The sequence below is a fragment of the Novosphingobium sp. KA1 genome (assembly GCF_017309955.1).
In the GTDB taxonomy this organism is placed as follows: Bacteria; Pseudomonadota; Alphaproteobacteria; order Sphingomonadales; family Sphingomonadaceae; genus Novosphingobium.
This window is the reverse complement of the sequence record NZ_CP021247.1, coordinates 689,964-713,653: the sequence shown is the minus strand read 5'-3', so window position 1 is coordinate 713,653 and position 23,690 is coordinate 689,964. Positions and strand designations below refer to the sequence as shown.

The 23,690-nt window shown below is 66.5% G+C and carries 22 protein-coding genes; 10 read left to right on the top strand and 12 right to left on the bottom strand.

All coding sequences use genetic code 11. From position 1 onward, the window contains the following. Window position 1: 1 nt before the first annotated feature. Window positions 2-694, bottom strand: coding sequence for a fumarylacetoacetate hydrolase family protein (locus CA833_RS03550; protein WP_207079268.1), 693 nt, complete (start codon window positions 692-694; stop codon window positions 2-4). Window positions 695-998: 304 nt separating this feature from the next. On the opposite strand from CA833_RS03550, the gene CA833_RS03545 reads away from it, so the two are divergent. After that, window positions 999-1,559, top strand: a complete 561-nt coding sequence (locus CA833_RS03545; RefSeq protein WP_207079267.1) for a YqgE/AlgH family protein — start codon at window positions 999-1,001, stop codon at window positions 1,557-1,559. Here the strand turns inward: CA833_RS03545 and CA833_RS03540 are convergent. The 5 genes from CA833_RS03540 to CA833_RS03520 all read right to left on the bottom strand — a co-directional run bounded on the left by CA833_RS03540 (window position 1,556) and on the right by CA833_RS03520 (window position 6,207). Further along, window positions 1,556-2,116 (bottom strand): NTP transferase domain-containing protein, encoded by a 561-nt coding sequence (locus CA833_RS03540; protein WP_207079266.1) that lies wholly within the window; start codon window positions 2,114-2,116, stop codon window positions 1,556-1,558. The genes CA833_RS03545 and CA833_RS03540 overlap by 4 nt on opposite strands. Beyond that, window positions 2,113-3,141, bottom strand: a complete 1,029-nt coding sequence (locus tag CA833_RS03535) for an XdhC family protein (protein ID WP_242526250.1) — start codon at window positions 3,139-3,141, stop codon at window positions 2,113-2,115. The genes CA833_RS03540 and CA833_RS03535 overlap by 4 nt, the downstream gene beginning before the upstream one ends. Then, window positions 3,131-3,739 (bottom strand): TetR/AcrR family transcriptional regulator, encoded by a 609-nt coding sequence (locus tag CA833_RS03530; RefSeq protein ID WP_142632273.1) that lies wholly within the window; start codon window positions 3,737-3,739, stop codon window positions 3,131-3,133. Before CA833_RS03530 ends, CA833_RS03535 begins: the two co-directional genes overlap by 11 nt. Before the next feature lie 302 nt (window positions 3,740-4,041). Continuing rightward, window positions 4,042-4,701: a murein L,D-transpeptidase catalytic domain-containing protein gene (locus tag CA833_RS03525; RefSeq protein WP_242526249.1), complete on the bottom strand. Its 660-nt coding sequence runs from the start codon at window positions 4,699-4,701 to the stop codon at window positions 4,042-4,044. A 261-nt stretch (window positions 4,702-4,962) separates the two neighbouring features. Then, the gene (locus CA833_RS03520) at window positions 4,963-6,207 is read right to left on the bottom strand and encodes a polyhydroxyalkanoate depolymerase (RefSeq protein ID WP_142632275.1); all 1,245 of its coding nucleotides are present in this window, start codon (window positions 6,205-6,207) and stop codon (window positions 4,963-4,965) included. A gap of 287 nt (window positions 6,208-6,494) precedes the next feature. On the opposite strand from CA833_RS03520, the gene CA833_RS03515 reads away from it, so the two are divergent. The 9 genes from CA833_RS03515 to ribA all read left to right on the top strand — a co-directional run bounded on the left by CA833_RS03515 (window position 6,495) and on the right by ribA (window position 16,898). Further along, complete coding sequence (locus CA833_RS03515) at window positions 6,495-8,291, top strand: ABC transporter transmembrane domain-containing protein (protein WP_207079931.1); 1,797 nt, start codon at window positions 6,495-6,497, stop codon at window positions 8,289-8,291. Between the two features lie 167 nt (window positions 8,292-8,458). Continuing rightward, window positions 8,459-10,630, top strand: coding sequence for a M13 family metallopeptidase (locus CA833_RS03510; RefSeq protein ID WP_142632276.1), 2,172 nt, complete (start codon window positions 8,459-8,461; stop codon window positions 10,628-10,630). Window positions 10,631-10,686: 56 nt separating this feature from the next. Continuing rightward, window positions 10,687-11,481 (top strand): energy transducer TonB, encoded by a 795-nt coding sequence (locus CA833_RS03505; RefSeq protein ID WP_142632277.1) that lies wholly within the window; start codon window positions 10,687-10,689, stop codon window positions 11,479-11,481. Window positions 11,482-11,784: 303 nt separating this feature from the next. Beyond that, the gene (locus tag CA833_RS03500; protein WP_207079265.1) at window positions 11,785-12,597 is read left to right on the top strand and encodes an undecaprenyl-diphosphate phosphatase; all 813 of its coding nucleotides are present in this window, start codon (window positions 11,785-11,787) and stop codon (window positions 12,595-12,597) included. 17 nt (window positions 12,598-12,614) lie between these two features. Then, window positions 12,615-13,412: a polyphosphate kinase 2 gene (gene ppk2 / locus CA833_RS03495; RefSeq protein ID WP_142632279.1), complete on the top strand. Its 798-nt coding sequence runs from the start codon at window positions 12,615-12,617 to the stop codon at window positions 13,410-13,412. Window positions 13,413-13,557: 145 nt separating this feature from the next. Then, window positions 13,558-13,725, top strand: coding sequence for a 50S ribosomal protein L33 (gene rpmG / locus CA833_RS03490; RefSeq protein WP_021232219.1), 168 nt, complete (start codon window positions 13,558-13,560; stop codon window positions 13,723-13,725). A gap of 75 nt (window positions 13,726-13,800) precedes the next feature. After that, complete coding sequence (locus tag CA833_RS03485; protein ID WP_207079264.1) at window positions 13,801-14,490, top strand: outer membrane lipoprotein carrier protein LolA; 690 nt, start codon at window positions 13,801-13,803, stop codon at window positions 14,488-14,490. A gap of 561 nt (window positions 14,491-15,051) precedes the next feature. After that, window positions 15,052-15,840 (top strand): exodeoxyribonuclease III, encoded by a 789-nt coding sequence (gene xth, locus CA833_RS03480; protein ID WP_207079263.1) that lies wholly within the window; start codon window positions 15,052-15,054, stop codon window positions 15,838-15,840. A gap of 23 nt (window positions 15,841-15,863) precedes the next feature. Continuing rightward, window positions 15,864-16,898, top strand: coding sequence for a GTP cyclohydrolase II (gene ribA, locus CA833_RS03475; protein WP_242526248.1), 1,035 nt, complete (start codon window positions 15,864-15,866; stop codon window positions 16,896-16,898). An 85-nt stretch (window positions 16,899-16,983) separates the two neighbouring features. Here the strand turns inward: ribA and CA833_RS03470 are convergent, their stop codons facing one another. The 6 genes from CA833_RS03470 to CA833_RS27235 form a co-directional block, all read right to left on the bottom strand. Continuing rightward, on the bottom strand, window positions 16,984-17,271 hold the full coding sequence (locus CA833_RS03470; RefSeq protein ID WP_207079262.1) for a hypothetical protein: 288 nt from the start codon (window positions 17,269-17,271) through the stop codon (window positions 16,984-16,986). Window positions 17,272-17,335: 64 nt separating this feature from the next. Continuing rightward, window positions 17,336-17,695 carry a hypothetical protein gene (locus CA833_RS03465; protein ID WP_207079261.1) on the bottom strand — a complete coding sequence of 120 codons (360 nt, stop codon included), beginning with the start codon at window positions 17,693-17,695 and terminating at the stop codon, window positions 17,336-17,338. A gap of 134 nt (window positions 17,696-17,829) precedes the next feature. Continuing rightward, window positions 17,830-18,852, bottom strand: coding sequence for a zinc-dependent alcohol dehydrogenase (locus CA833_RS03460; RefSeq protein ID WP_142632284.1), 1,023 nt, complete (start codon window positions 18,850-18,852; stop codon window positions 17,830-17,832). Window positions 18,853-19,105: 253 nt separating this feature from the next. Then, window positions 19,106-20,080: a right-handed parallel beta-helix repeat-containing protein gene (locus CA833_RS03455; protein ID WP_207079259.1), complete on the bottom strand. Its 975-nt coding sequence runs from the start codon at window positions 20,078-20,080 to the stop codon at window positions 19,106-19,108. A 361-nt stretch (window positions 20,081-20,441) separates the two neighbouring features. Next, complete coding sequence (locus tag CA833_RS03450; RefSeq protein WP_207079258.1) at window positions 20,442-21,452, bottom strand: autotransporter domain-containing protein; 1,011 nt, start codon at window positions 21,450-21,452, stop codon at window positions 20,442-20,444. Further along, the gene (locus CA833_RS27235; RefSeq protein WP_207079256.1) at window positions 21,452-23,629 is read right to left on the bottom strand and encodes an ATP-binding protein; all 2,178 of its coding nucleotides are present in this window, start codon (window positions 23,627-23,629) and stop codon (window positions 21,452-21,454) included. The genes CA833_RS03450 and CA833_RS27235 overlap by 1 nt, the downstream gene beginning before the upstream one ends. Window positions 23,630-23,690 lie beyond the last annotated feature (61 nt).

The following is a 23,690-nucleotide window of genomic DNA, read 5'->3' as shown; positions in this document are numbered from 1 at the left end:
ATCAGGCCGCCGCGATTTCCAGCACCAGCGGTTCGAGGCCGTCCACGCGGCCTTCCAGCCTGTCGCCGGGGGCAACGGGACCGACGCCGGCCGGAGTGCCGGTATAGATCAGGTCGCCGGGGGCGAGGTGATATAGGCGCGAAAGGTCGGCGATCAGTTCGGGGATCGACCAGATCATGTCGCTGAGCGGCGCGTCCTGTTTGGTTTCGCCGTTCTTGGTCAGGGTGATGCGCTGGGCAGCGAGCGCGCCGAACTCTGCGGCGCGGGTGATCGGGGCGATGACGGCGGCGTTCTCGAAGTCCTTGGCGGTGTCCCAGGGATAGCCCTTGGCCTTCGCGGCGTTCTGGAGGTCGCGGCGGGTGAGGTCGATCCCGCAAGCATAGCCATAGACGAGGCCCATCGCTTCATCGATGGAGACTTCGAAGCCTTCGGCGCCAATGGCGACGACCAGTTCCATCTCGTAGTGGCAATCCTGTGTGCCGGGCGGATAGGGTATCGTCGCCGGGGAATTGCACAGCGCGGCGGGGGCCTTGTTGAACCAGATCGGCGCCTCGCGGTCGACCGCGTTGCCCAGTTCGCGGGCATGGGCGGCATAGTTGCGGCCCACGCAGAACACGCGCCGCACCGGATAGCGCGCCGCCTCGCCGATCACGGCGACCGAAGGCGTGGCGGGCAGTTCGAAAAGCAGGCTCACGGGTGAAAATCTCCTGAGGTTTCGCGTTCGCATAGAGTGCCCGGATCGGTGCGAAAAGACGTTAGGAGTTATTTGAAAATCCGCCGCAGGCGGATTTTGGCGGCACCAGCCCACTCCCCCACCCGACCACCCACGAGTGTACCCTGATGGGTGGTCGGCCCCTTCAGCGAAAAGGTCCCCCGGACCTTTTCGTGCTCTTCGGGACGGGAGTGGGCTGGTGCCGCCCCGAAAATGCCCTTTCCGGGCATTTTCCAAAGAGCGCGTTGTGCCTTGCCGTTATGGCCCAAGCGCCTACAATCGCACCGTGACCGAGAAACAATACCTCTCCGGAAGGCTGCTGCTGGCCATGCCGGGCATGTTCGATCCCCGCTTCGACCGCACCGTCAGCGTGATGTGTGTGCATGACGAGAACGGCGCGCTGGGCATCGGCATCGGCCGGCTGCGCGAAGGTGTTCGCTTCCACGATATTCTTGAAGAGTTCGATATCGATCCCGGCGATACCCCCAATTGTCAGGTGCACGATGGCGGGCCGGTGGAGCCGGGGCGCGGCTTCATCCTCCATTCCACCGACTGGGGCGGCGCGGACACCTTGCAGGTCCAGCCGCTCTGCGCGCTGACCGCGTCGATGGACGTGCTGCGTGCCATCGCCGAAGGCCGCGGGCCGAGCCGCTGGCTGATGGCGCTGGGCTATGCCGGCTGGGGGGCGGGCCAGCTCGAGAGCGAGATGCGCCAGCACGGCTGGTATGCGGCCGACCCGCATCCCGAGATCCTGTTCGAAACCCCGGTCGATGCCCGCTGGGGCGCGACATGGCGGGCGGAAGGCATCGATCCCGCCTTGCTGGCGAGCGAGACCGGTCGGGCCTAGCTTCGCAGCGCGTGCAAGTCCTCCGGCCGATCCACGTCCAGCAAGATTGCCGGATCGTCCACCTCATCGAACACCACGTCCCGGCGGGAACGCAGCAGTCGGCCTGCGCCTTCATCGCCCCCCAGCCTGGCGATCTGCGGGAACAGCCGTGCGCGGAGCAGCGCGGGGTGTCCGGGTCTTCCCCGGTAACGGGGCAGGGCGGCGATGTTGTTCCCGATGATCGCCGCCAGCCTTGCCGCTTCCCCGTGCGGCACCCGGGGCATGTCGCCGAGGAACACAAACACACCGTCTGCTCCGGCTGCCGCCGCGATCCCGGCTTTCAGGGATTGCGACAATGCCGCACTGTCGATCCGCAAGGCATCGACCGGCGGTTCGCCTGGCCATTCGCCGAGGTCGAGGCCGGTGCGTGCCACCACGATCACCCGGCAAACCGGCGCGGCCCGCGCTGCGCGGATCGCATGAAACAGCAGCGGTTCGCCGTCGAGCAGGGCAGAGAGCTTGTCGCTGCCGAACCGGCTGGAGTGCCCCGCTGCCAGCACCAGCGCGGTGTGGGTCATGCCCGCTCGGCCGCCGGGTTCATCGCCTGCATGATCTGGGCGAGGATGCCGGTGGCCACTTCGAAGGGTGATTTGCCAAGCCCGGTGACGCCGGGCGAGAGGTTGAGGCGGGCCAGCTCCGCCTCGCTTGCGCCGAGGGCGCGGAGGGCTGCCAGCCGCCCATCAGCCCGCGATCTGGCGCCGATCATGCCGACCCAGGCCGCCTGGCCGCGCAGGGCGGCGAGGCAGCCGCCGAGATCGTGTCCGTCCTCGTGGGTGGCGCCGAGATAGGCGGTCCAGCGGTCCATCCCGAGATCGCTGACGGCCTGTTCCGGCGCGCTGCGCAAGTAGCGCGAGACCGTGAAGGGCGGCGGCGAATGGGGGCCGTCCGGACGCACCAGCACCGTCTCGAACCCGGTCATCGCGGCCAGCCGGGCGGCGGCGAGCGCGCCCGGATCGCCGCCGGAGACGATCAGGCGGCGTGGTGGATCGTGGCGGCGGGCGAGCGTGAAAGGCGCTTCGCAGAAGGCGAGAAGGGGGCCGTCGTCGCGCGTCACGCGCCGGGTCAGCCCATCGCTGTGCCAGCGGCAGGGGCGGCGCTCTTCGGCATGGCGCAGCAGGTCGGCGGCGGCCGGGCAGTCGGCCGCCAGTCGCTCCACCATCACGTGGAGCGCGCCGCCGCAGCGCAGGCGCAGGTCGATCCACGGGCTGCCCTGCCCGTAGTGGAGCCAGCGCGGCTGGCCATCGGCGAGGACTTGCGCGGCGTGGTGCGCCACGTCGCCTTCGATGCAATCGCCCGAGAAATAGCCGCTGGCTTCCAAGGTGCCATCGGAGCGGGCCGCGAACAGCATCTGGGCGCCGGGGCCGCGCGGGGCGCTGCCGGCCACGCGGTAGAGTGTTGCCAGCACGCCAGCGCGGCCACTGGCCCGCGCGGCGGCGAGGGGCGCGCGAATGTCGTCGATCCAGCCGAACAGCGGCCAGTCGGCATGCGCGATTTCGCCGGGCAAGCCCGCGCCCATCGCGCCAGCTGGCGTGTCAGCCTGCAAGGGCACCTGCCGTGACCGCCGAGCGGTCCCCGATCAGCGGGGCGATGACCAGCCGGTGGAGCAGGGGGGCGACGGCATCGGGTGCCATTTCCGGCGCATGGCCCAGCCACCAGGCCAGGAGGTCGAACGTGGCGCCGGTGCCGTGGACGACGCCGAGGTCGGCGGGAAGCCAGGTCACCGGGGTCTCGACCTGGCCCACCAGCCCGCGCGCCTGGCGGATGAACTCGTTGCGCACGATGGCCGCCGCGCCGCCGGCCAGCAGGGCCGACCACAAGGCGCGGTGCTGCTCGACATAGCGGCACAGCGCCAGCGTGGATTCGAAACTGTCGGCATCGCGCAGCACCGGGATCGTCATCGCCAGAAGATGGGCGATTTCATCCGAGGCGACGTCGCCGAGCAGGGCTTCCTTGGTCGGATAATGGCGGAAAAAGGTGGCATAACCGATCCCGGCATGGCCGGCGATCTCGCGGATGGTGATCTGGTCGAACGGGCGCTGCTCCAGCAGCGCGAGCATCGTCGCGTTCAGCGCCTTGCGCGAACGCACCTGCCGCGCGTCGGTGGGCGCGTCCTTCCTGAACCCGGTGAGTTTTCCGTCCATGCCGGTTTTCGTAACAGGACGCCGCCGCACTGTCTAACGCGCCAGTGATGCATGGGATTCATTGACGTCGTGACAAAAATGAAAGCGGGACGCGTTCTTGGCCCGCATTTCAGCGTGTGCCTTGGGCTGGCGCTGAGAGACCGTTTGAAAATTCGCGAAACGCGAATTTTGCGGCACCGGCCCGCTCCCCCACCCTACCACCCAACGGTAGTATCCTGTGGGTGGTAGGGTGGGGGAGAGGGCCGGTGCCGCCCCAAAAATGCCCCTCGGGCATTTTTCAAACGGTCTCTGAGCCGGCGCTCTCAACCTTCGCCGATACGGTCCGCAAACAGCAGGCGCCCGCCCGAAAGGTGCATGAGGGCGTCGCCGAAGTCGGTCGGCGCCATCGCGAAGCAGCCTTCGCTGCGGCCGATCTTGCCCCATTTGGCGATCATCGAGGCATCGACGTACCAGGCCGGATGCATGACGATGGCCCGTTCGAGCGCGGCCGAATTGTCGGCGTCGAGGCCCTTGAGGCGGATCGAGGTCCCGTACTTGCCCTGATACCACTCGCAGGTGAGATAGGCCCCGCGCGAGGTGGCTTCCGAACCGTACATGTTCGAGAACGACTGCAGCCAGCCGCTGTGCGCCGGGTCCGAACCGCGACCGTGCGCAAGCAGGAACGAGCGTACCGTGCCGTTTTCGAGGTTGGCGAAATGCAGGCGCGGTCGGGACGAGGGCTGTGCGAAGTCGGCAATGCCGACAACGTCGGTGCGCCACAAGTGCGACTGAACGCGCTGCACCTGCCGGGCCGCCGCATCGAGGATGCGCCGTTCATAGGGCGTGCGGCTGTAAGGCGCCGCGCTGATGCCGCCCGACGAAGGCGTGCTAACGGAAGAAATTTCGGCTGCCAGCACCCGGGAGGGAAGCGCGAGGCTTGCCCCCGCCGCCAATCCGCCCATGAGGACAGCACGTCGACCCAACGTGTTTTCCATAGGCTTGAGACTAACCGATTTCGGTTAACAGCGCCAGAAGGCCTTACCCATTGGTTCCCGGAAGGCGGTCGGCTCGCCGCATGATGAAAACGGCTTGCCGCAATGCAGCAAGCCGTTGATCAAGTCTCTGATCCGCAACGCTGGTTACGGGCGGGTTGCTGGCCGGTTTCGGATCGCCATCGTTTCATGTCGTTCCGTGCTGCGCTCCCGTGCGCGGCAGAACCGGGGGGGGGGGGGGGGGGGGGGCTCTCAGGCCACCGCCTTCAGCGGCTTTTTCTGGTGCTGGCGAATCCACGCCTCGACGACAGGGGCGATACGGCCGCGCCATTTGCTGCCGTTGAAGATGCCATAGTGCCCCACGCCTTCGGCCAGGAGGTACTTCTTGCGGTCCTCGGGCAGGTTGGCGGCGAGGTGCAGCGCCGCCTTGGTCTGGCCGAGGCCCGAGATGTCGTCCCGTTCGCCCTCGACGGCGAGGATGGCGGTGTCGCGGATCGCGCCAAGGTCGATGCGCTCGCCGCGATGGACGAACTCGCCATTGGGCAGCGAATGCTTCTGGAACACATGCTCCACGGTCTGGAGGTAGTATTCGGCGGTCATGTCGCAGACCGCGCGGTATTCGTCATAGAAGGCCTTGGTCGCCGCCGCGCTCTCGTCGTCGCCTTCGACGAGGTGCTTGAACATGCCGTAGTGGCTCATCATGTGGTTGCCGAGGTTCATCGCCATGAAGCCGGCCAGTTGCAGGAAGCCGGGATAGACCTTGCGGCCGCCGCCGGGATAGGTCAGCGGCACGGTGGTGACGACGTTCTGCTCGAACCAGGCGAGCGGCTGGTTCATGGCGACGTCGTTGACGCTGGTGGGCGCCTCGCGCGTGTCGATCGGGCCGCCCATCACGGTGAGCGTGGCCGGGCGGCAGGGGTTTTCCTGCTTGCCCATGATCGCGGTGGCGGCAAAGGCCGGCACCGAGGGCTGGCACACGGCAAGCATGTGGGTGCCGGGGCCGATATGTTCGAGGAAGGCAATCAGGTAGTCGATATAGTCGTCAAGGTCGAAGCGGCCCGCGCTCTGCGGCACCATCTTGGCGTCGGCCCAGTCGGTGATGTAGACCTCGCAGGTCTCGACCATGCGCGCCACGGTGCCGCGCAGCAGGGTGGCGAAGTGGCCGCTCATCGGCGCGACGACCAGCAGCTTGGGCGCGTTCTTGGGCAGGCCCGGATGGTCGAAGCGCAGCAGGTTGCCGTAAGGGCGGTGCATGACGATGGCTTCGGTGACCGGGTAGGTCTTGCCGCCCAGGGTCACCTCCTCGATGTCGAATGCGGGCTTGCCGCGGGTCATCGTGGCATGGGCAAAGACGTCGAGCGCCGAGGCCATGACCGGGCCGAAGCCGAAGTGGCTGAACGGCATCGAGGGATTCGTCAGCAGCTCAGCGCCGACCGATGCCCAGGCGGCGGCGCCGCTCAGCATGGTGCGCTGCAGTTCGTAAGCGTTGTAAAGCAAGTGAATTTCTCCTGCGCGACATGCCCGCCCGGTCTCTGATTAGCTCTCTTGTGGACCGCATTTGTCGGGGTTTTATGGCATCCATGTGGGCCTGCCGGACCATTTGCGCAATGCGGCAATAGTCCAATGGCATCTTTCACGAGGGTGATCTTGTGCGATCACTGTAAGCGGAACATCCGTCGAGTCGCCTGCCTGCCGGGTCTTTTCCCGGAGCCTGCAAAGGGATAATGCGCAAGGCCATGCAAGCCGATGTGGAACAGAGCGAGGCGCAGGAAATCGGCGCCGCGATGAAGGATGGCCCGAGGCCGGCCAAGGGTGACGGGCGCAGGAGCCTGGGCGCGCTCGGCATGGTCTGGCGCGAACTGTTTCACTACCCCGGCCGCATGGCGATTGCCGGCGCGGCGCTGGTGACGACGGCGACCACGACCCTCGCGATTCCCTATGGTTTCCGCCAGATCGTCGACCAGGGCTTTTCGCAAGGGGCCGATCCTTCGGCGATCCGCTGGTGGTTCGTGATGCTGATGGGGGTGGTGACCGTGCTTTCCATCGCCACCGCGATCCGCTTCTATTCGGTCTCGTGGCTGGGCGAGCGGGTCGTTGCCGACATTCGCCTGCGCGTGCAGCGCCACCTTGTCACCCTCTCGCCCAGTTTCTTCGAGGAAAACAGTCCCAAGGAAATCGCCTCGCGCATGACGGCGGATACCGCGATCATCGAGACGGTGGTGGGGACGACGGTCTCGGTTGCGCTGCGCAACGCGATCATGGCGGTCGGCGGCGTTGCCTACCTGTTCATGCTGGCGCCGCACCTGACGCTGGGCCTTGTCATCGCCATTCCCGTGGTGATCCTGCCGATCGCCGCGTTCGGCCGCCGCCTGCGCGCGGTCGCCCGGTCGAGCCAGGACCGCGTCGCCGACATCGGCGCCATCACCGGCGAGGTCTTCGGCGCCCTCCGCGTGGTCCAGGCCTTCAACCAGGAAGGCCATGAAATGACGCGCTTTGCAGGCGCCGTGGAGCGCACCTTCGAGACCGGGCGCAACCGCATCGTCATCCGCGCGGCGATGACCGCGGTGATCATGTTCCTGATCTTCGGCGCGATCACCGTGATCCTCTGGCGCGGCGCCATCGGCGTGGCCGAGCACACCATTACCGGGGGCACCATTGCCGCTTTCGTGGTGACGGCGGGTATCGTCGCGGGCGCGTTCGGTTCGCTTACCGAAGTCTACGGCGACCTCGTGCGCGGGGCCGGGGCGGCTAGCCGTCTGGCCGAACTGCTGGGCGAGCGTCCGGCGATCACCGCGCCGGCCCGCCCGCTGGTCCTGCCCGAGCCGGCCCGCGGCAAGATCGCGTTCGAGCGCGTGACCTTCCGCTATCCCGCGCGGCCCGACACCGCCGCGCTCCACGATTTCAGCCTGACCGTGGAGCCGGGCGAGACGGTCGCCATCGTCGGGCCCTCCGGCGCGGGCAAATCCACGCTGTTCCAGCTGGCCGAGCGCTTCTACGATCCGCAGAGCGGCGTGGTGAAGATCGACGGCGTGCCGCTGACTTCCGCCGATCCCTCCGAAGTGCGCCGCCGCATCGCGCTGGTGCCGCAGGAAGGCGTGCTCTTCGCTGCCTCCGCGCGCGACAACTTGCGCTACGGCAACCCCGGGGCCGACGACGAGGCAATCTGGGAAGCCGCCCGCGCGGCGAATGCCGAGCAATTCCTGCGTGGGCTGCCCGAGGGGCTCGATACGTTCCTTGGCGAGGACGGTGCGCGCCTTTCGGGCGGCCAGCGCCAGCGCCTTGCCATTGCCCGCGCGCTGCTGCGCGAGGCGCCGATCCTGCTGCTGGACGAGGCGACCAGCGCGCTCGACGCCGAAAGCGAAAGGCTGGTGCAGGACGCGCTCGACCGCTTGATGGCGAGCCGCACCACGCTGGTCATCGCGCACCGCCTCGCCACCGTGCGGCAGGCGGACCGGATCATCGTGATGGACGGCGGCCGCATCGTCGAGGAAGGCAATCACGAGAGCCTGACGCGCTCCGGCGGCCTCTACGCGCGATTGGCGGCCCTGCAGTTCGATATGGTGACCGGCCTGACGGGATAATTCGGGCCTCAACCGTTTTTCCGCAATCGACGAACGGCTGACCGGCGCCGACGAACTGCAACGAGGGGCTGGCGTTGCCCGCGCGGGCAATTATGTTGCGCTGCATGGCGGATCGTTCTGGTCCGTGCGTATTCCATGCGTGTTACATCTTTCGGAAAGGCTCGCTCATGCCTCGCACTCTCCTGAGGGCGCTCGCCACAACGGCGCTTGTTTCTGCAATCGGCGTCTCTGCAACGGTTCTCTCGGTTCCCGCGCTCGCGCAGCAGGCGGCACCCGCCGCTGCCGCCAGCAACCCGATGGAAGTCGATCCGGCCAAGGTCTCGTGGGGCGGCGCGGGCATCCAGACCCAGTGGCAGGACAAGAGCGTCAAGCCGGGCGACGACTTCGACCGTTTCGTCAGCGGCAAGTGGTCGGATGCGGTAGTGCTGCCCAGCGACCGCACCAACTGGGGCTCGTTCACGGCGCTGCGCGATCTTTCCGAACAGCGCCTGCACGGCATCATGAACGACCTGCTGGCCTCGAACCCGGCCCCGGGCAGCGATGCCGCGCGCGTCGCCGCTGCCTACGGCGCATTCATGGACGTCGACGCCATCAACAAGGCCGGCCTCGCCCCCGCGCAGCCGTTCCTGCAGCGCATCTATGCGGCCCAGTCGGCCAGTGACCTGATGAAGCTGTTCGCCTCGCCCGGCTATGCCTCGCCGCTCGGTGCCTATATCGCGCCCGACGCCAAGGCGAGCGACGTCAATGCCTTCCAGGTCGGCCTCGGCGGCCTGGGCCTGCCGGACCGCGATTATTACCTGAAGAACGACGCCCGTTCGCAGGAAATCCGCGGCAAGTACCTCGATTACCTGACCTTCCTGCTCGGCAAGGCGGGGTACACCGATCCCGCCGCTTCGGCCAAGGCCGTGCTTTCCCTCGAAACCCGTCTGGCGCAGGCCGACTGGGATCGCGGTGCCAGCCGCAACCCCGACCTTACCTACAACAAGCTCTCGCTGGCCGAGTTCGAGGGCCTTGCCGCCCCCGGCCTGATGAAGACCTTCGTCGACACCATGGGCGCCGGCAAGGCGACCTACGTGCTGGTCGACGAGATGCCGCCTTCGGCCGACGAACTCAAGGAAGCCCGCATCGACGCGGCGCAGGCCGCCGCATGGTTCGGCGGCGGTGTGCCCGAAGTCGCCAAGCTGATCGAGACGGTGCCGGTCGCCACCTGGCAGGCCTGGCTTGCCGCGCAGTTCCTGCGCAGCCATGCCGCCGTGCTGCCCACCGACATCGATGACGCCAACTTCGCCTTCTACGGCAAGGTCATGAGCGGCCAGCCCGAGCAGCGCGCCCGCTGGAAGCGCGGCATCGCGGCGGTGGAAGGCATGGCGGGTGAACTGCTCGGCAAGATCTATGCCGAGAAGTATTATCCGCCCGAAGCCAAGGCGGCGATGGAATCGCTTGTCGGCAATCTGCGCAAGGCGATGGCCGCGAACCTTTCGGACCTCTCGTGGATGGGCCCGGAAACCCGCAAGGCCGCCGTCGCCAAGCTGGATGCCTTCACGCCCAAGATCGGCATGCCCGCGACGTTCAAGGAATACGAGGGCCTGACCTTCTCGGCCACCGATCCGCTCGGCAACATGATGGCCGCCGAAACCTGGGCCAATGGCGACCAGATGCGCCGCCTTGGCCAGCCGGTGGACCGCGCTGAATGGTTCATGCTGCCCGAGACGATCAACGCCTACTACAACCCCTCGTTCAACGAGATCGTGTTCCCCGCCGCGATCCTGCAGCCGCCGTTCTTCAACGTCTCGGCGGATCCGGCGGTGAACTACGGCGCGATCGGCGCGGTGATCGGCCATGAAATGGGTCACGGCTTCGACGACCAGGGGGCCAAGTTCGACGGCCAGGGTAACCTGCGAGACTGGTGGACGGCGGCCGACAAGGCCAACTTCCAGAAGCTTCAGGACCGCCTCGAGGCCCAGTACAACAGCTTCTGCCCGTTCGACGAGGGCAAGACCTGCGTGAACGGCAAGCTGACCATGGGCGAGAACATCGGCGACCTCGGCGGCCTCAGCCTCGCCTACCGCGCCTACAAGCTCTCGCTGGGCGGCAAGGAAGCGCCGGTGATCGACGGGCTGACCGGCGACCAGCGTTTCTTCATGGCCTGGGCGCAGGTCTGGCGCAGCAAGTACCGCGAGGAAGCGGTGCGCCAGCAACTCAAGACCGACCCGCATTCGCCCGCGCACTATCGCATCAACGGCCTCGTCCGTAACTTCGACGAGTGGTACAAGGCCTTCGACGTGAAGCCGGGTGACAAGCTCTATCAGGCGCCTGCCGAGCGCGTGCGTATCTGGTGAGGCAGAACCGACAAGGCGGTTCCGACAAGATCGGCCGTTGAACCGGTTTGAATGAGATGAAGTGGCTCGGCCGGGCGATAATCCGAGCCGGGCCGCTTTGGTTCTTGAGTAAGCGTATAGCGCCAAACCCCGCAAATGAAGGTCTCGCCTTTGGGCTGGCATGGGATTGGGGCGGGGATATCGCTGTATTTGAGGGGGAAATCACGATGTTGTCGATTGTGCTGCCGCTCCTGTTTGAACAAGCTCTAACGGACCTGCAAAAGGTCGTTCTAGAGGCACCAGCCGAGGAAATGGCTCGTTCGCGAGATGGCATCGAAGTCATCAGGCTGGTGATTGCCCCGGATGGTTCCTTGGCGGGATGCTATCCGCAAATCGTGGGCCGGGGACCGATTGAAGATCGCAGGAGTTGCCGAAAACTGTCGAAATTGACGTTTGCTCCATCCCCGGATCAGGCGGCACACAAAGTCTATGGAGAGACTTTTGCCATTGTCACGTGGCAGGCCATACTCCGAGGTCAAGCATCTCCGCGAGTGTATCCCAAGCTGGGGCCAGAGCTGTATCTGCCGCTGGCACGCCTCCCCGACGGTCTGGCGAACCCGGCAGTCAGACTAGGACTGTTGGTCGAGGCCGACGGCAAGGTCGAGCATTGCGAAGTCAAAAAGAGCAGTGGCAGTGCGTCGCTGGACAAGGCTGCTTGCGGTGCCGTTATCCAAGACGGCGTGGAGCCCCTGAAGATCGCGAGTGGAGAAACGGTGCGGGGTGTCCGGATCGTTGATGTCGGTTTCAAAGTGCTTTCCAATCAGGACAAAGCCGCTGAAGGCCCGGAAAACGCAGCAAGCCAGAAGCACTAGGCCGTAAACTCAGGGTAGGGCGCTTCTTTCCTACAGGGCAGCGGCGGGTCTAGCTTGCCGGGATGAGCGCGTCCGAACGGTCTTTGTCGATACCCTTGATTGGCCAACTTTTACGGCGGCAAGGTGACGCCTTCGCCAGTTGGCGGCAGTTCCTGCCCAGGACCGTGTCAACTGTGTCAACCTGTCAGTCTCCGGCCACATTTCGCCAAAATACGCCGAGCCGCGTTTTTCCAGCGATTATAGAGGCTCGCTTGCACCGCTTCGGGTTGACTTGTTTCGCAGGTGCGGCATGACCTTGCGCCGATGGACCTGACTCTTACCGCAATCCTCCTCGGCATCGTCGAGGGCCTCACCGAGTTTCTGCCGGTCTCCTCGACCGGCCATCTCATCCTTGCCACCGAGCTGTTCGGCTACGACGCCTCGCAATGGGCGACGTTCAACATCGTCATCCAGCTGGGCGCGATCCTGGCGGTGATCGTGCAGTTCTGGCGCACTTTCTGGGCCGTGGGCGCGGGGCTGCTGAAGCTGGACCCGGTCTCGATCCGCTTCGTGCGCAACGTGCTGCTGGCCTTCCTGCCCTCCGCCGTGCTGGGGCTCCTGCTCAAGCACTACATCGAGGGGTTGCTCGGCCAGCCGAGCGTGGTGGCCTGGGCGCTGATCATTGGCGGCATCGCCATCCTCGGCATCGAGAAGGTGGCAAAGCAGGGACCGCTGACCGGCGTGGCTCAGCTCCCCGTCGCCAAGTGCCTCGGCGTCGGCGTGGCGCAGTGCCTGGCCATGGTCCCGGGCGTCAGCCGCTCGGGCGCGACGATCATGGGCGCGCTGGCGATGGGCGTCGAGCGCCGCACCGCGGCCGAGTTCAGCTTTTTCCTCGCGGTGCCGACGATGATCGGCGCCACCACGCTGGAACTGCTGGGCGCGCGTCACGAACTGATGGCGGGTACCGGCCCGGTCGGCTGGGGCGAGATCGGCGTCGGCTTCGTGGTCTCGTTCGTGGTGGCGCTGGTCGTCATCAAGGCCTTCATGGCCTATGTCAGCCGTTCCGGCTTTGCGCCTTTTGCGTGGTATCGTATCGTTGCCGGCGCATTGGCGCTGTTCCTTCTTTCGAAGGTCTAACAAAAGGCTGACCGAATATGGCCGAGGACAAGAACGACAGGAAACTCGGCCGCAAGGACTACGAAAAGCTGCTCGAACCGATGCTCGAGGAACTGGTCGGCATGGCCCGCTGGGCTGCGTCGACCGGGCAGCGGATCGTCGTCCTGTTCGAAGGGCGTGACACCGCAGGCAAGGGCGGGGCGATCAAGGCCGTCGGCGGCCAGCTCAATCCGCGTCAGTGCCGCACCGTGGCCCTCTCCGCACCGAGCGAGCGCGAGCAGGGCCAGTGGTATTTCCAGCGCTACATCGAGCACTTGCCCACGCGCGGCGAGATCGTGCTGTTCGACCGCAGCTGGTACAACCGCGCCGGGGTGGAAAAGGTCATGGGCTTTGCCACCGCGTCCGAAGTGAAGCGCTTTCTCCAGCAGGTGCCGGTGTTCGAGCGCATGCTCGTCGACGACGGCATCCTGCTCTACAAGTACTGGCTGTCCTGTGATCAGGAGCGCCAGGAGGAACGCCTGCGCGAGCGGCTCGACGATCCCCTCAAGCGCTGGAAGCTCTCGCCGATCGATGTCGCCGCGCGCGAGAAGTACGAGGACTATACCAAGGCGCGGGAAGTCATGCTCAAGGCGACGCACAAGAAGCATGCGCCGTGGACGGTCGTGGATTTCAACGATCAGCGAATCGGGCGCCTCACGCTCGTACGCGATCTGCTGGACCGGTTGCCCGACACCAAGGTGGATCCGCAGCCGATTCGCATGGCAAGGCTCGATCATGCCCCTTATGGCGAGAAATTCGGCGTTCTGAAGCCGATCAAACCCTTCGATACGGAGTGATCGGGGCTCTCGCGCTTGACTTTCGGCCCTCGCTATCGCATGGGCCGCAACCTTGAAGGGCGGCGCTCGATTGCCGCCCTGAAATTTTTCAACGGAACATGCCGGCCTGCCAGGGCGGCTGAAACGAGAGATACAGGAAACCGCCATGGCGAAGCCCGCAACCGTCAAGATCCGTCTTGTCTCGACCGCCGACACCGGCTTCTTCTACGTCACCAAGAAGAACCCGCGCAACACGACCGAGAAGATGACCTTCCGCAAGTACGACCCGGTCGTGCGCAAGCACGTCGATTTCAAGGAAGCCAAGATCAAGTAATCGCTTGGGTTCCGGTGCGAATCGGAACCAAGTGCTTAAGGTGCGGTTCAAGGCTGTGAACCCAATGGGAGGCTTATGACCCGCACCTTCAAGATCTTTCGCTCTTGCGTAGGCGCGGCTGCCCCGATTTTGCTCGGGACTGCCGCGTTTTCCGTTCCTGCCCTCCTTCCGGCAACGCCTGCCCTTCCGGCAACGCCTGCCCTTGCGGCATCGCCTGCCGAGCAGCAGCAATTGGCGGCCGCCGTGGCTGCCTTGCGCGGGATCTCCACGCTCAAGGCCGACTTCCTGCAGACCGACCGCAATGGCGGTTCCGTCTCCGGCCAGCTGACGCTCGCCCGCCCCGGGCGCATTCGCTTCCAGTACGAGAAGAGCGCGCGCATGCTCATTGTCGGTGACGGCAAGGCGCTGACGATGGTCGATTATGCAGTCAACCAGGTGCAGCGCTGGCCGATCGGCAATAGCCCGCTGGGGGCCTTGCTCGATCCCAAGCGCGACGTCGCGCAGTTCGGCAAGATCCGTCCTACCGGCAATCCCAATGTCATCTCGGTGGAAGTGCGCGTTCCCTCGCATCCCGAGTACGGCGTGATCACGTTGATCTTCACCCGCAAGGCGTCGGCGCCGGGCGGCCTGGAGCTGACTTATTGGGTGGCGCTCGATTCGCAGAATCAGCGCACCACCATCACGCTGTCGAATCACCGCTACGGCGTTCCGGTCAGCGACAACGACTTTCGGTTCAACGATCCGAGGCCGCGTAACCGTCGCTGAGGCGATCCCGTACGGGCTGTCGATGAGGGGAAACGCTTGGTCGCGATTTACCCCGGGTCTGCGACAAAATGCGACCGAATCCTTCAGTCCGTTCACTTGGCAGCAAGCCAGGAGCACCTAGATAGGAATGGTCAGAACGGTTCGAGGCGGGTTTCCCCCCTGTTGCCCACGCCTCTCACAAGAGCCCTTCTGATTTAGCGTGACGAACGCTTACAGGAACCCTCGGTCCTCTGCCCCCGGACCGAGGGTTTTTGTTTTTTCGGGTCGCCTTTTCCGCTCTGCGGGGCTGCGCCCAGAAGAATTGGGCGCTACCGCTCTGCGCATCCGGTGCTCACGGCCATATAGGCCGCTCCGCTCCGGTTCTCGATCGGCAGCATTCTCGCTCCCTCCTGACGAAAAACTCGACCCGAAAAACGCGGACGTTGCTCGGGGAGTTCGCGTTCAAAAACCACCGTCATCCCCGCGAAGGCAGGGGCCCCGCTTCCATTTTCTTCGCCCAACCGCAGCAGCGCCCGCGCGCACCTCTGGCAATTCGCGGGTGGTATCCCTAATGCCGGAGCCATGAAGATTGCCACCTGGAACATCAATTCGGTCCGCCTGCGTCTCGATCAGGTCGAGCGTTTCCTCACTGAACAGGCCCCCGACGTCCTGTGCCTTCAGGAGATCAAGGTTGCCGAGCATCTCTTCCCGCACGAGATGTTCGAACGCCTCGGCTTTACGCACCGCGCGATTCATGGCCAGAAGGGCTATCACGGCGTCGCCACCGTCTCGAAAGTGCCCTTTACCGAATTCAGCCGCCATGACTGGCAGGACAATGGCGAGGCCCGCCATGTCGGCGTGGAACTGCAGGGCGCCGGGCAGGGGCTGATCCTCGAGAACGTCTACATCCCTGCGGGCGGCGACATCGCCGACCGTGAGGTCAATCCCAAGTTCGGCCAGAAGCTCGACTTTCTTGAACGCATGACGCGCTGGGCGGACAAGATCGACCGCCCGACGCTGATCGTCGGTGATTTCAACATCGCCCCGCTTCCCTCCGACGTCTACGATCACAAGGCACTGCTCAAGGTCGTCAGCCATACGCCGATCGAGGTCGAGACGCTGGGGCGTTTCCAGGACGCGCATGGCTGGGTCGATCTCGGCCGCCAGTTCATTCCCGCGCCGGAGCGCAATTACTCCTGGTGGTCCTATCGCAGCTATTGGCGCCAGAAGGACCAGGGCCGCCGCCTCGACCACATGTGGGCCTCGCCCGACCTTGCGAAGCAGGCGCGGGCGCATTGCTTTGTCGAGGAAACCCGCCGCTGGGACCAGCCGAGCGACCACGTGCCGCTGATCAGCGAGTTCGAACTCTGAGCGGGCAGGGCTCCTCCCGCCGGGTGGCGCTGGCGCTCGATGCGCTGCGCCATGGCTGGCCGATCCGGATTGGCGAGCATTCGGCACTGTTGCCCGCCGAGACCGGCTTTGCGCCGGGTGTCACGGCACCGCGCATGCTGATCTCCGCCGCGCGGGCGGTGACGCTCAAGCTGGCCAACCAGCGCGAGGCGGCCGTGCCGGAAGCGCCGGTGCTGATTCGCGCGGCCGAGCCTTTCGATCTTGCCGCCGCACGCGCGATTGCCGATCCCGCGCTCGATCTGGTCCACCCGATGAAGGGCCCTTTCGCGGCCGAACACATCGATGACGCAGAGGCTGCGCGCACGGCCATGGAGCTGGCGCGGCTGGCCGGTATCCTGCCTGCCTTCCTTGTCGCGCCGGATGCGGCGGGCGAGGCACAGGCGGTCACGCCGGAGGATCTGGCCGCGTGGAAGGACGTCTCCAATCTCGTCATTGCCTCGCGTGCACGCCTGCCGGTTGCGGCGGCGGAGGATGCGGAGATCGTCGCCTTTCGCGCGCTCGACGATCTGCGCGAACATGTCGCGCTGGTCATCGGCACGCAGGATGGCGACCGCGCGCCGCTGGTGCGGCTCCATTCGGAATGCCTGACCGGGGATATCCTGGGCAGCCTCAAGTGCGATTGCGGTCCGCAGCTCGACGCGGCGCTGAGGGCGATGGCCGGGGAGGCGGCGGCCGGCGGTTGGGGGGTTCTGCTCTATCTGCGGCAGGAAGGGCGCGGCATCGGCCTCGTCAACAAGCTGCGCGCCTATCAATTGCAGGATCAGGGCTTCGACACGGTCGATGCCAACAACCGTCTCGGCCTGCCGACCGAGGCGCGCGATTTTCCCGTGGCCGCGCGCATGCTGGACCTGTTGGGCGTTCACGCGATCCGGCTGATGACCAACAATCCGGCCAAGGTCGCCGCGCTCGAGGGCGTGGGGGTGACCGTGGCCGAACGTGTGCCGCACAAGCTGCCGGCCAACCCACACAATGCCCGCTATCTCGATACCAAGCGGGACCGCACGGGGCATATCCTCTAGGGCATGGCTTTGGGCCCGTCGCGCAAGCGGGCCGCGCAAGAGGGGGCGGGGCGCGGAGGGTATCCCGGCCGCGCCCCGGGTCTTGTCACTGTGCGGTCACGAACAGGATGGCGCCGACCACGGCTGCCACCGCGCCCACGAACAGCGTCACGTTGACAAGGTCTTTTGCCTTGAAGCGATCATGGTGTTCTTCGCGGTAGCTGCGGAACTGGGCGGCGATGTCGGCGTCGCCGGCGAGCAGGCCAAGGTCGAGCGCGGTGGCCTTGCACGTGAACAGGTGGTGGAGCTCGGTCAGTTCGGCCTCGTCGAGTGCGGGATAGGTCTTCAGCAGCGCCGCGATGCGATCGCGGGCGGCAACATTGGTATCGGACATGGAAATCGTTTCCTGAATCGGCGTTTCTTGCAGGCGCACGCGTGCGCGCCCGGCGAGAGGCGGATCAGGCGAAAGGCGGTGCGGTGCTGTCCGGCAGCCGCGCGGGATGGACGCGCGGGGGCGGTCCTCGGGCTTCCGGGCGGAGGCGCGGGGCTCTGGCCGGGGCCAGCGATGCGAGCCGGGGCATGGCCGGTGCGATCGCGGGGGAGGGCGGCAGTGAGGGGAGCGGCAGGGCCTGTGCGGTCGCAGCGTCCGTGCGGCGCTGCGCGGCAAGGGCAAGGTCGATGGTCGCGGCGCTGAAGGCCGAACCTTGCTGGCGTTCAAGCGGCGCGCGAATCGGCTCTCCCGCCTGCAGCGCGATGGCCGCCAGCAGGAGCATCGCCCAGAGGCGGAAGCGCAGGAAAGTGGAAAGCACCGTTCCCATGGGGTGCAGCTAGGCGCTCGGGGACGCGCGTGCAAGCGGTGGGGGGCGGTTAGGGGCGATACGGGCGGGGTTCAGGAAAGTCGAAGGGCGCAAGGGACCGGCCTCTGCGCCCTTCGACTTTCAGCAGGCTGACCTCAGAGGGTAAGGGCGACGCGGCCGTCGATGCGGCCATGACGCAGGTCGTCGAGCACTTCGTTGACCTCTTCGAGCGGCCGTGCGGCGACCTTGGCCTTGACCTTGCCTTGTGCGGCAAAGGCGATGGCCTCGTCGAGATCGTAGCGGGTACCGACGATCGAGCCGCGAATGGTGATACGCTTGAGCACGACGTCGAAGATCGGGGTCGGGAAGTCGCCCGGGGGCAGGCCGATCAGGCTGACGGTCGCGCGGCGGCGGGCGCAGGCGATGGCTTGCGAGAAGGCAGCGCGCGAGACGGCGGTGACGATCACGCCATGCGCGCCGCCGCCGGTTTCCTTCTGGACCTTGGCGACCAGATCGGGATCGGTGGCGTCGAAGGCGAGTTCGGCGCCGAGTTCACGGGCGAGCTTGAGCTTCGATTCGCCGATGTCGATGCCGATCACGTTGAGGCCCATGGCCTTGGCATATTGCACCGCGACGTGGCCGAGGCCGCCCACGCCCGAGCAGACCACCCACTGTCCGGGGCGCGCCTCGGTCTCCTTGAGGCCCTTGTAGACGGTGACGCCGGCGCAGAGGATCGGTGCCATCGACACGAAGTCAACGTCGGCAGGCAGGCGGCCGACGAAGGGGGCGGCGGCGATCACGTATTCGGCATAACCGCCGTTGACCGAGTAGCCGGTGTTGGCCTGCTTTTCGCAGAGCGTTTCCCAGCCGGTCTCGCAATATTCGCATTCGCGGCAGGCATGGTGCAGCCAGGGCACGCCCACGGCATCGCCTTCCTTGAGATCGGTAACGCCAGCACCGAGCGCGACGACGTGGCCCACGCCTTCATGGCCCGGGATCAGCGGCAGCGGTGCCTTGACCGGCCAGTCGCCGTCGATGGCGTGAAGGTCAGTATGGCAGACACCGCTGGCGACAACCTTCACCAGCACTTCGCCGGGGCCGGGGGTCGGGATCGGCACTTGCTCGATGGTGAGGGGGGCGCCGTATTCGCGGGCAACGGCTGCGCGCATGGTCTGCATCGGATCTCTCCTTGCTGCGTTCCGCGAGTGGGGGACTCGCGGACTTCTTATGGATAGGCCGGACACGCCGCGTCTTGTTGAAAACGCAGCAAAAGATCGCGTCCGCACGGGGGGTGACACCGCGCCGGGAAGTCTAGGTCAGGCGCGAAAATCAAGGCAACCGTACGGCCGCTCCAGATGCGCACTATGGGGCCCGGGGTGTTTCAACCTTGCGACAGTTTCTGCCATGGCTGCAGTGCGGGCAGCCGCGGCGTCATCGCTTTTCGTAACGGACCAGCCCGGGGCCGAGGGCATTGGCGCCCAGTTTCACCGGATCGCCGGACCAGTCGGCGACGAAGGCGCTCTTGCGGTCGATTCCGGGGGCAAAGCGTGCGTCGTTCGCCTCCACCAGCAGGCCCTGCGAGGTGTGGTTGCGGTGTTCGGCAGCGACGGCGATGAAGGCCGAGTAGTTCTCCTTGTCGCGCCCCTGTACGAACCAGTTGCCGACGATCCGACCGGTCGCGCCGTCGGCCAGGTCGATCATGTAGTTGGTGCCGCGCCCGGCCGAATCGTCGAAGCTGCAATCGGCAACCGCGATCCCGGAGGCGCGGCTCTTGAGGTAGTGTCCGCCGGTGCCCGCCTCGAAACGGGTGCGGGTGACGGTGAGCGTGCCGTAATTGCCGACGTAGATCGAATGCGCGCAGCCTGAACCTTCGCAGGTGCCGAGGCGGCTGAACGTGGACTTGTCGATGATGATCGTGCCCAGCGAATCGTCGCCGGTCAGCAGGCCCTGCTCGCTGTCGCGGAACCAGGACTGCGTGACGGTGAGATTGCCGTGTTCGAGGCGGATGCCCGCGCCGTTCTTATCGCCGACGTGGATGTTGGCAAAGACCATGCCGTCCACGTGGGCACTGCGCCCGCGCAGCACCAGCGCGGCCTTGTCCTCGCAGGTGACACCGTCGAGGATCGACTGTCCCGGCACTGCCGCCTGGTAGGTCACGTCTCCCTTGCTTTGCACCGCGCAGTCGGCAAATCGCATCGAGGCGAAGCGGATGGTGCCGTGCGCGTCACCGATGGCGTCCACCGCGTCCTGCAGGCGGCTGTAGCTGCGCCCGGTCTCGACCACGGTGTAGGGCGCTGTGGCCGAGGGACCGGACGAGGCGGGCGGCACGGCCTCTACCTGCAGCAGTGCGGCCGGAAGGGCCGCAGAGGCGATGACGACGACGGCGATTCGGGCGAGGCGGTTCATGGCGCCGAGACTAGCGGCCCTGGCAGACGATCACGCAAGCCACTTTCGCGACATTCCTGACCACCGTCTCTTTGCGGGACAGGACAGTTTACGGTCTGGGCGGCTTGGACCAAATTCCTCGAGGTCACGATAGCCCCCATGTGCCCCCCGGCGAGGCGCGCGGACGCGGGAAGAGTGGTTCTCTTTCAAGGCCGTGCAACGCTGCCGGGGTGCACATGGGGGCTACCCCGAAGGGGCCGGACCAAAACCCGCCACTTCGGCGTCGGTTCGGCTTGAGCTATCGACATAGTCCTGCGACTCATCTCCTTGAATTGACTGGTTTTTCCTCCGGTCGTGACCTCCAGGAATTTGTCCACGCCGCCTAGAACGAGCGCCGCAGCGAAATTCCGGCCGAAGTCGTATTGCCGGCGATCGCGCCGATGCTGCGCGTGGCGTAGAGGTCGATGCCCAGGCTATCGGTTATCCGCATGTTGGCCGTGACGCCGACTTCCCACCAGCCGTCGGCGGTGTGGCGCGCCGGCAGGAGGCCGGTGCGTGCCGCATAGGCGACGTCGTGATAGTCGCGCACGACGACTTCGGACAGGGCATTGCTGGTCCAGGCACGTGCGACCGAAAGGCCGACGTACTGATTGGCGTTCTGGCCGAAGGCGTGATCGACGCGCAAGGTCGCCGCCGAACTCCAGGTCGGCTCGTCGGTCTCCAGATCGACCAGGCCGGTGCCGTCCGGCGCAGGGTGCAGCAACCGGCCGTGGGCGTAGGATACCGTTGCTGTCGGGGTTGCGAACCAGCGTGTGGCGAGTGGGATCACCTTTCCGAAATCGCCGCCGACAGAATAGTAGCGGCTGCCCGAGGCGCCGGTGCTGTCGCGGGGGACGCTGCCATTGTCGCTGGTGATGCGCCCGTAATCCTGATGGCCATAGCTGATCCAGCCGTCGACGACCCAGTTGTCGAAATTGCCGCCGGCGCCGATGGTGCCGACAAGATAGTCCGAGGGCAACGCGGTGTTCGCCTGAAGGAGCGTGCCGTGATAGCGCATCAGTGCACCGCGCAGGTAGCCACGGCCGATCTGGCGCGTCAGCGCCAGCGATTGCCAGGATCCGTCGGAGCCCTGATCGCGGTTGCTGACTCCGGCGGCCAGCGCGAAACTCCACGGCTTGGAATTGCCAGGAGGGACGGTGTCTCCGTCTTGGGCGCCCGTGCCGGCAGCGCTGGCCGGGGCGCTCGCCTCGGTCGCTGATGCGGAGGTGACGTCGGCCGCGGGTTCGGATGGCAGCGCGGCCGGCACGCTCGTTTCCTGGGCAGAGACCGCGCCGGGCGCGCACACCGTAATAATTCCCGCCAGCAGCGGGCGGCACACCAGTCTGGCGAACATCAGGCTACGGCTTTCAGGCTCGGATCGTAGGCGGCAGGCACCGCGACACGCACGATGAACCCGTCGCCGGAATGGGCGAAGCTGACGTCGCCGCCGTGGGCGCGGGCGATCGAACGGCACACTGCCAGGCCGAGGCCGGAGCCCTTCTGGCCCGATTTACGCGCCGAATCGGTCCGATAGAACGGTTCGAAGGCGCGGTCGTATTCCTCTTCGGGGATACCGGGGCCGGTATCGACGATCTCGGCTACGGCCTCGCCGTCATTCAGGCTCACGCGCACGCGGGCGCGCTCACCGTACTTGATCGCGTTCTCGAGCAGGTTGTCGAGCAGGCGGCGGATGCCGACCGGATCGACGTCGACCGGGATATGGGTATTGTGTTCGATGATGACGTCGCCGCCGACCAGCTGTGCATCGGCGACGCTGCTTGAGATCAGCTCGGCAAAGTCGGTGCGTTCGCGCGCGCCCGGTGTCGAGGCATCGCGGATGAAGCCGATGACCTGGCTGATCATCGCTTCCATCTCGGTCACTTCCTTGAGAAGCCCGTCGCGCTGCTCATCCGGCACGTCCTCGATGCGGAAGCGCAGCCGCGTGAGCGGGGTGCGCAAGTCGTGGCTGATCGCACCGACCATGGCGGTACGGTCGTCCACGAAGGCGCGCAGGCGATTGCGCATCTGGTTGAAGGCATTGGCGGCGCGGCCGATTTCGGCAGGGCCCGACAGCGGCAGGATCGTTGCCGAAGGGTCACGTCCGAGCAGTTCCGCAGCGCGCGCGAAATCGCGCAGCGGCAGGACGATGCGACGGGCGAACAGCCATGCGAGCGGGCTGACGATGGCGAGGCTGAGTGCGAACCACAGCATCACGCGCTTCTGCCAGGCATTGGGGAACGGCTCGGCACGGGGGGCGACCGCGACCCATTGGCCATTGGGGCGACGCAGCGCGGCCACGAAGTCGCCCTCGATGAAGGGGGGCGAGGTGAGGTCGAACAGGGTGCCGGCGGCATGGCGGAACGGGATCGGCTGCGGCGTCCCGGGTACCGCGGGGGCGGGCTGCCCGGTGCGGGGCGTTGTCGGCGCTTGTAGGGTTTCGCTGGCAGATGGCGAGGGTGCCGCCAGCGGGATCACCGGGACGGTCATGCGCGGCGGGTCGCTGAGCGCGCGAGATGTGGCTGTTGCCGTCGCTGCCGGCGCGGAGCTCGCCTGTGTGGTCCGGGGCAGTTCGCCGATGCCGGGAAGCACTGGCACCTGGCCGCCGATGCGGCCAATGCCGCCGGTACCGATGCCGCCAATGCCGTGATTGCCGAGGCCGCCAAAACCGCCGGGGCGGACGCCCTCCTGACCGATGCCCTGGCCTTGCCCATTTCCGGGGAAGTTGCCGACAGGAGTGCCGCCACTGCCGGAACTACCGCCATTGGTTCCGCCAGGCACGCCCGGGCTCCCACCGGGAGAGCCGGCCTGTGTTCCGCCAGCCTGTGACCCGCCAGCCTGGCTGGGCGCGGGTAGGCCGGACGGCCTTTCGCCGCCGATCTGCCCGCCCCCGATCTGTCCGCCGGGGACATGGTTGCCCGGGAGCCTGCCGCTCGGCAGGCGCCCGCCGGGCAACTGGGCGCCGGGCATTTGACCGCCGGGGCGGCCGCCGGGGAACTGGCCTCCGGGGAAATGCCCCCCGGGCATGCCGGCCGGGCCGGGCATGCCGCCGGCCGGCGGGCCGCCCGGGATCGATTGGGCGTCGGCCTTGCCCACCAGCATCGTCGACAGGGCCGAAGGTGCGGCCGGATTGTCACGGATGGCCAGCGGCGAGCGGGACTTGGCAGGGACGGCGACCCCGCCCACCGGAAGCTGTGTGTAGAAGGCGAGAACCACGTCTTCACTGCGCCGGTCGAGCCGGTTCGCCAGTGCCTCGCGCGAGGATTCGGATACCAGCCAGCCCTGTCCGCTGACGTCCGGCGGGCCGATCATCGTCTTACGCTCGAGGCGATCGAGCACCTCGCCATCGGCGTCGCTGCCGCGCAAGGCGCGGGCAACATCATCGATGTTCCAGCGCGCGGTCGGGCTGGGCGGAAGGATCACCGTCAGCCCGAGCGTCACCAGTTGCGCGCCGATCAGCGCACAGACGAGAATGGCGATCATCTGGATCGCCAGTGGAAGGCCGATTCGGTTGGTGAGGCGTGGCAGCGTCATGATCGCGGCCTTGCCACGGATTGACTGCGAATTCGAGCCGAAGCCATGTCATCGCGGGCTG

What these genes read in the sequence shown, in the direction of transcription:
- CA833_RS03530 (WP_142632273.1), bottom strand. Translation starts at nt 3,739, where the DNA reads ATGGACGGAAAACTCACCGGGTTCAGGAAGGACGCGCCCACCGACGCG.
- CA833_RS03485 (WP_207079264.1), top strand. Translation starts at nt 13,801, where the DNA reads ATGACCCGCACCTTCAAGATCTTTCGCTCTTGCGTAGGCGCGGCTGCC.
- ppk2 (WP_142632279.1), top strand. Translation starts at nt 12,615, where the DNA reads ATGGCCGAGGACAAGAACGACAGGAAACTCGGCCGCAAGGACTACGAA.
- xth (WP_207079263.1), top strand. Translation starts at nt 15,052, where the DNA reads ATGAAGATTGCCACCTGGAACATCAATTCGGTCCGCCTGCGTCTCGAT.
- CA833_RS03455 (WP_207079259.1), bottom strand. Translation starts at nt 20,080, where the DNA reads ATGAACCGCCTCGCCCGAATCGCCGTCGTCGTCATCGCCTCTGCGGCC.
- rpmG (WP_021232219.1), top strand. Translation starts at nt 13,558, where the DNA reads ATGGCGAAGCCCGCAACCGTCAAGATCCGTCTTGTCTCGACCGCCGAC.
- CA833_RS03510 (WP_142632276.1), top strand. Translation starts at nt 8,459, where the DNA reads ATGCCTCGCACTCTCCTGAGGGCGCTCGCCACAACGGCGCTTGTTTCT.
- CA833_RS03515 (WP_207079931.1), top strand. Translation starts at nt 6,495, where the DNA reads ATGAAGGATGGCCCGAGGCCGGCCAAGGGTGACGGGCGCAGGAGCCTG.
- CA833_RS03500 (WP_207079265.1), top strand. Translation starts at nt 11,785, where the DNA reads ATGGACCTGACTCTTACCGCAATCCTCCTCGGCATCGTCGAGGGCCTC.
- CA833_RS03450 (WP_207079258.1), bottom strand. Translation starts at nt 21,452, where the DNA reads ATGTTCGCCAGACTGGTGTGCCGCCCGCTGCTGGCGGGAATTATTACG.
- CA833_RS03540 (WP_207079266.1), bottom strand. Translation starts at nt 2,116, where the DNA reads ATGACCCACACCGCGCTGGTGCTGGCAGCGGGGCACTCCAGCCGGTTC.
- CA833_RS03460 (WP_142632284.1), bottom strand. Translation starts at nt 18,852, where the DNA reads ATGCAGACCATGCGCGCAGCCGTTGCCCGCGAATACGGCGCCCCCCTC.
- CA833_RS03505 (WP_142632277.1), top strand. Translation starts at nt 10,687, where the DNA reads ATGAAGTGGCTCGGCCGGGCGATAATCCGAGCCGGGCCGCTTTGGTTC.
- CA833_RS27235 (WP_207079256.1), bottom strand. Translation starts at nt 23,629, where the DNA reads ATGACGCTGCCACGCCTCACCAACCGAATCGGCCTTCCACTGGCGATC.
- CA833_RS03465 (WP_207079261.1), bottom strand. Translation starts at nt 17,695, where the DNA reads ATGGGAACGGTGCTTTCCACTTTCCTGCGCTTCCGCCTCTGGGCGATG.
- CA833_RS03470 (WP_207079262.1), bottom strand. Translation starts at nt 17,271, where the DNA reads ATGTCCGATACCAATGTTGCCGCCCGCGATCGCATCGCGGCGCTGCTG.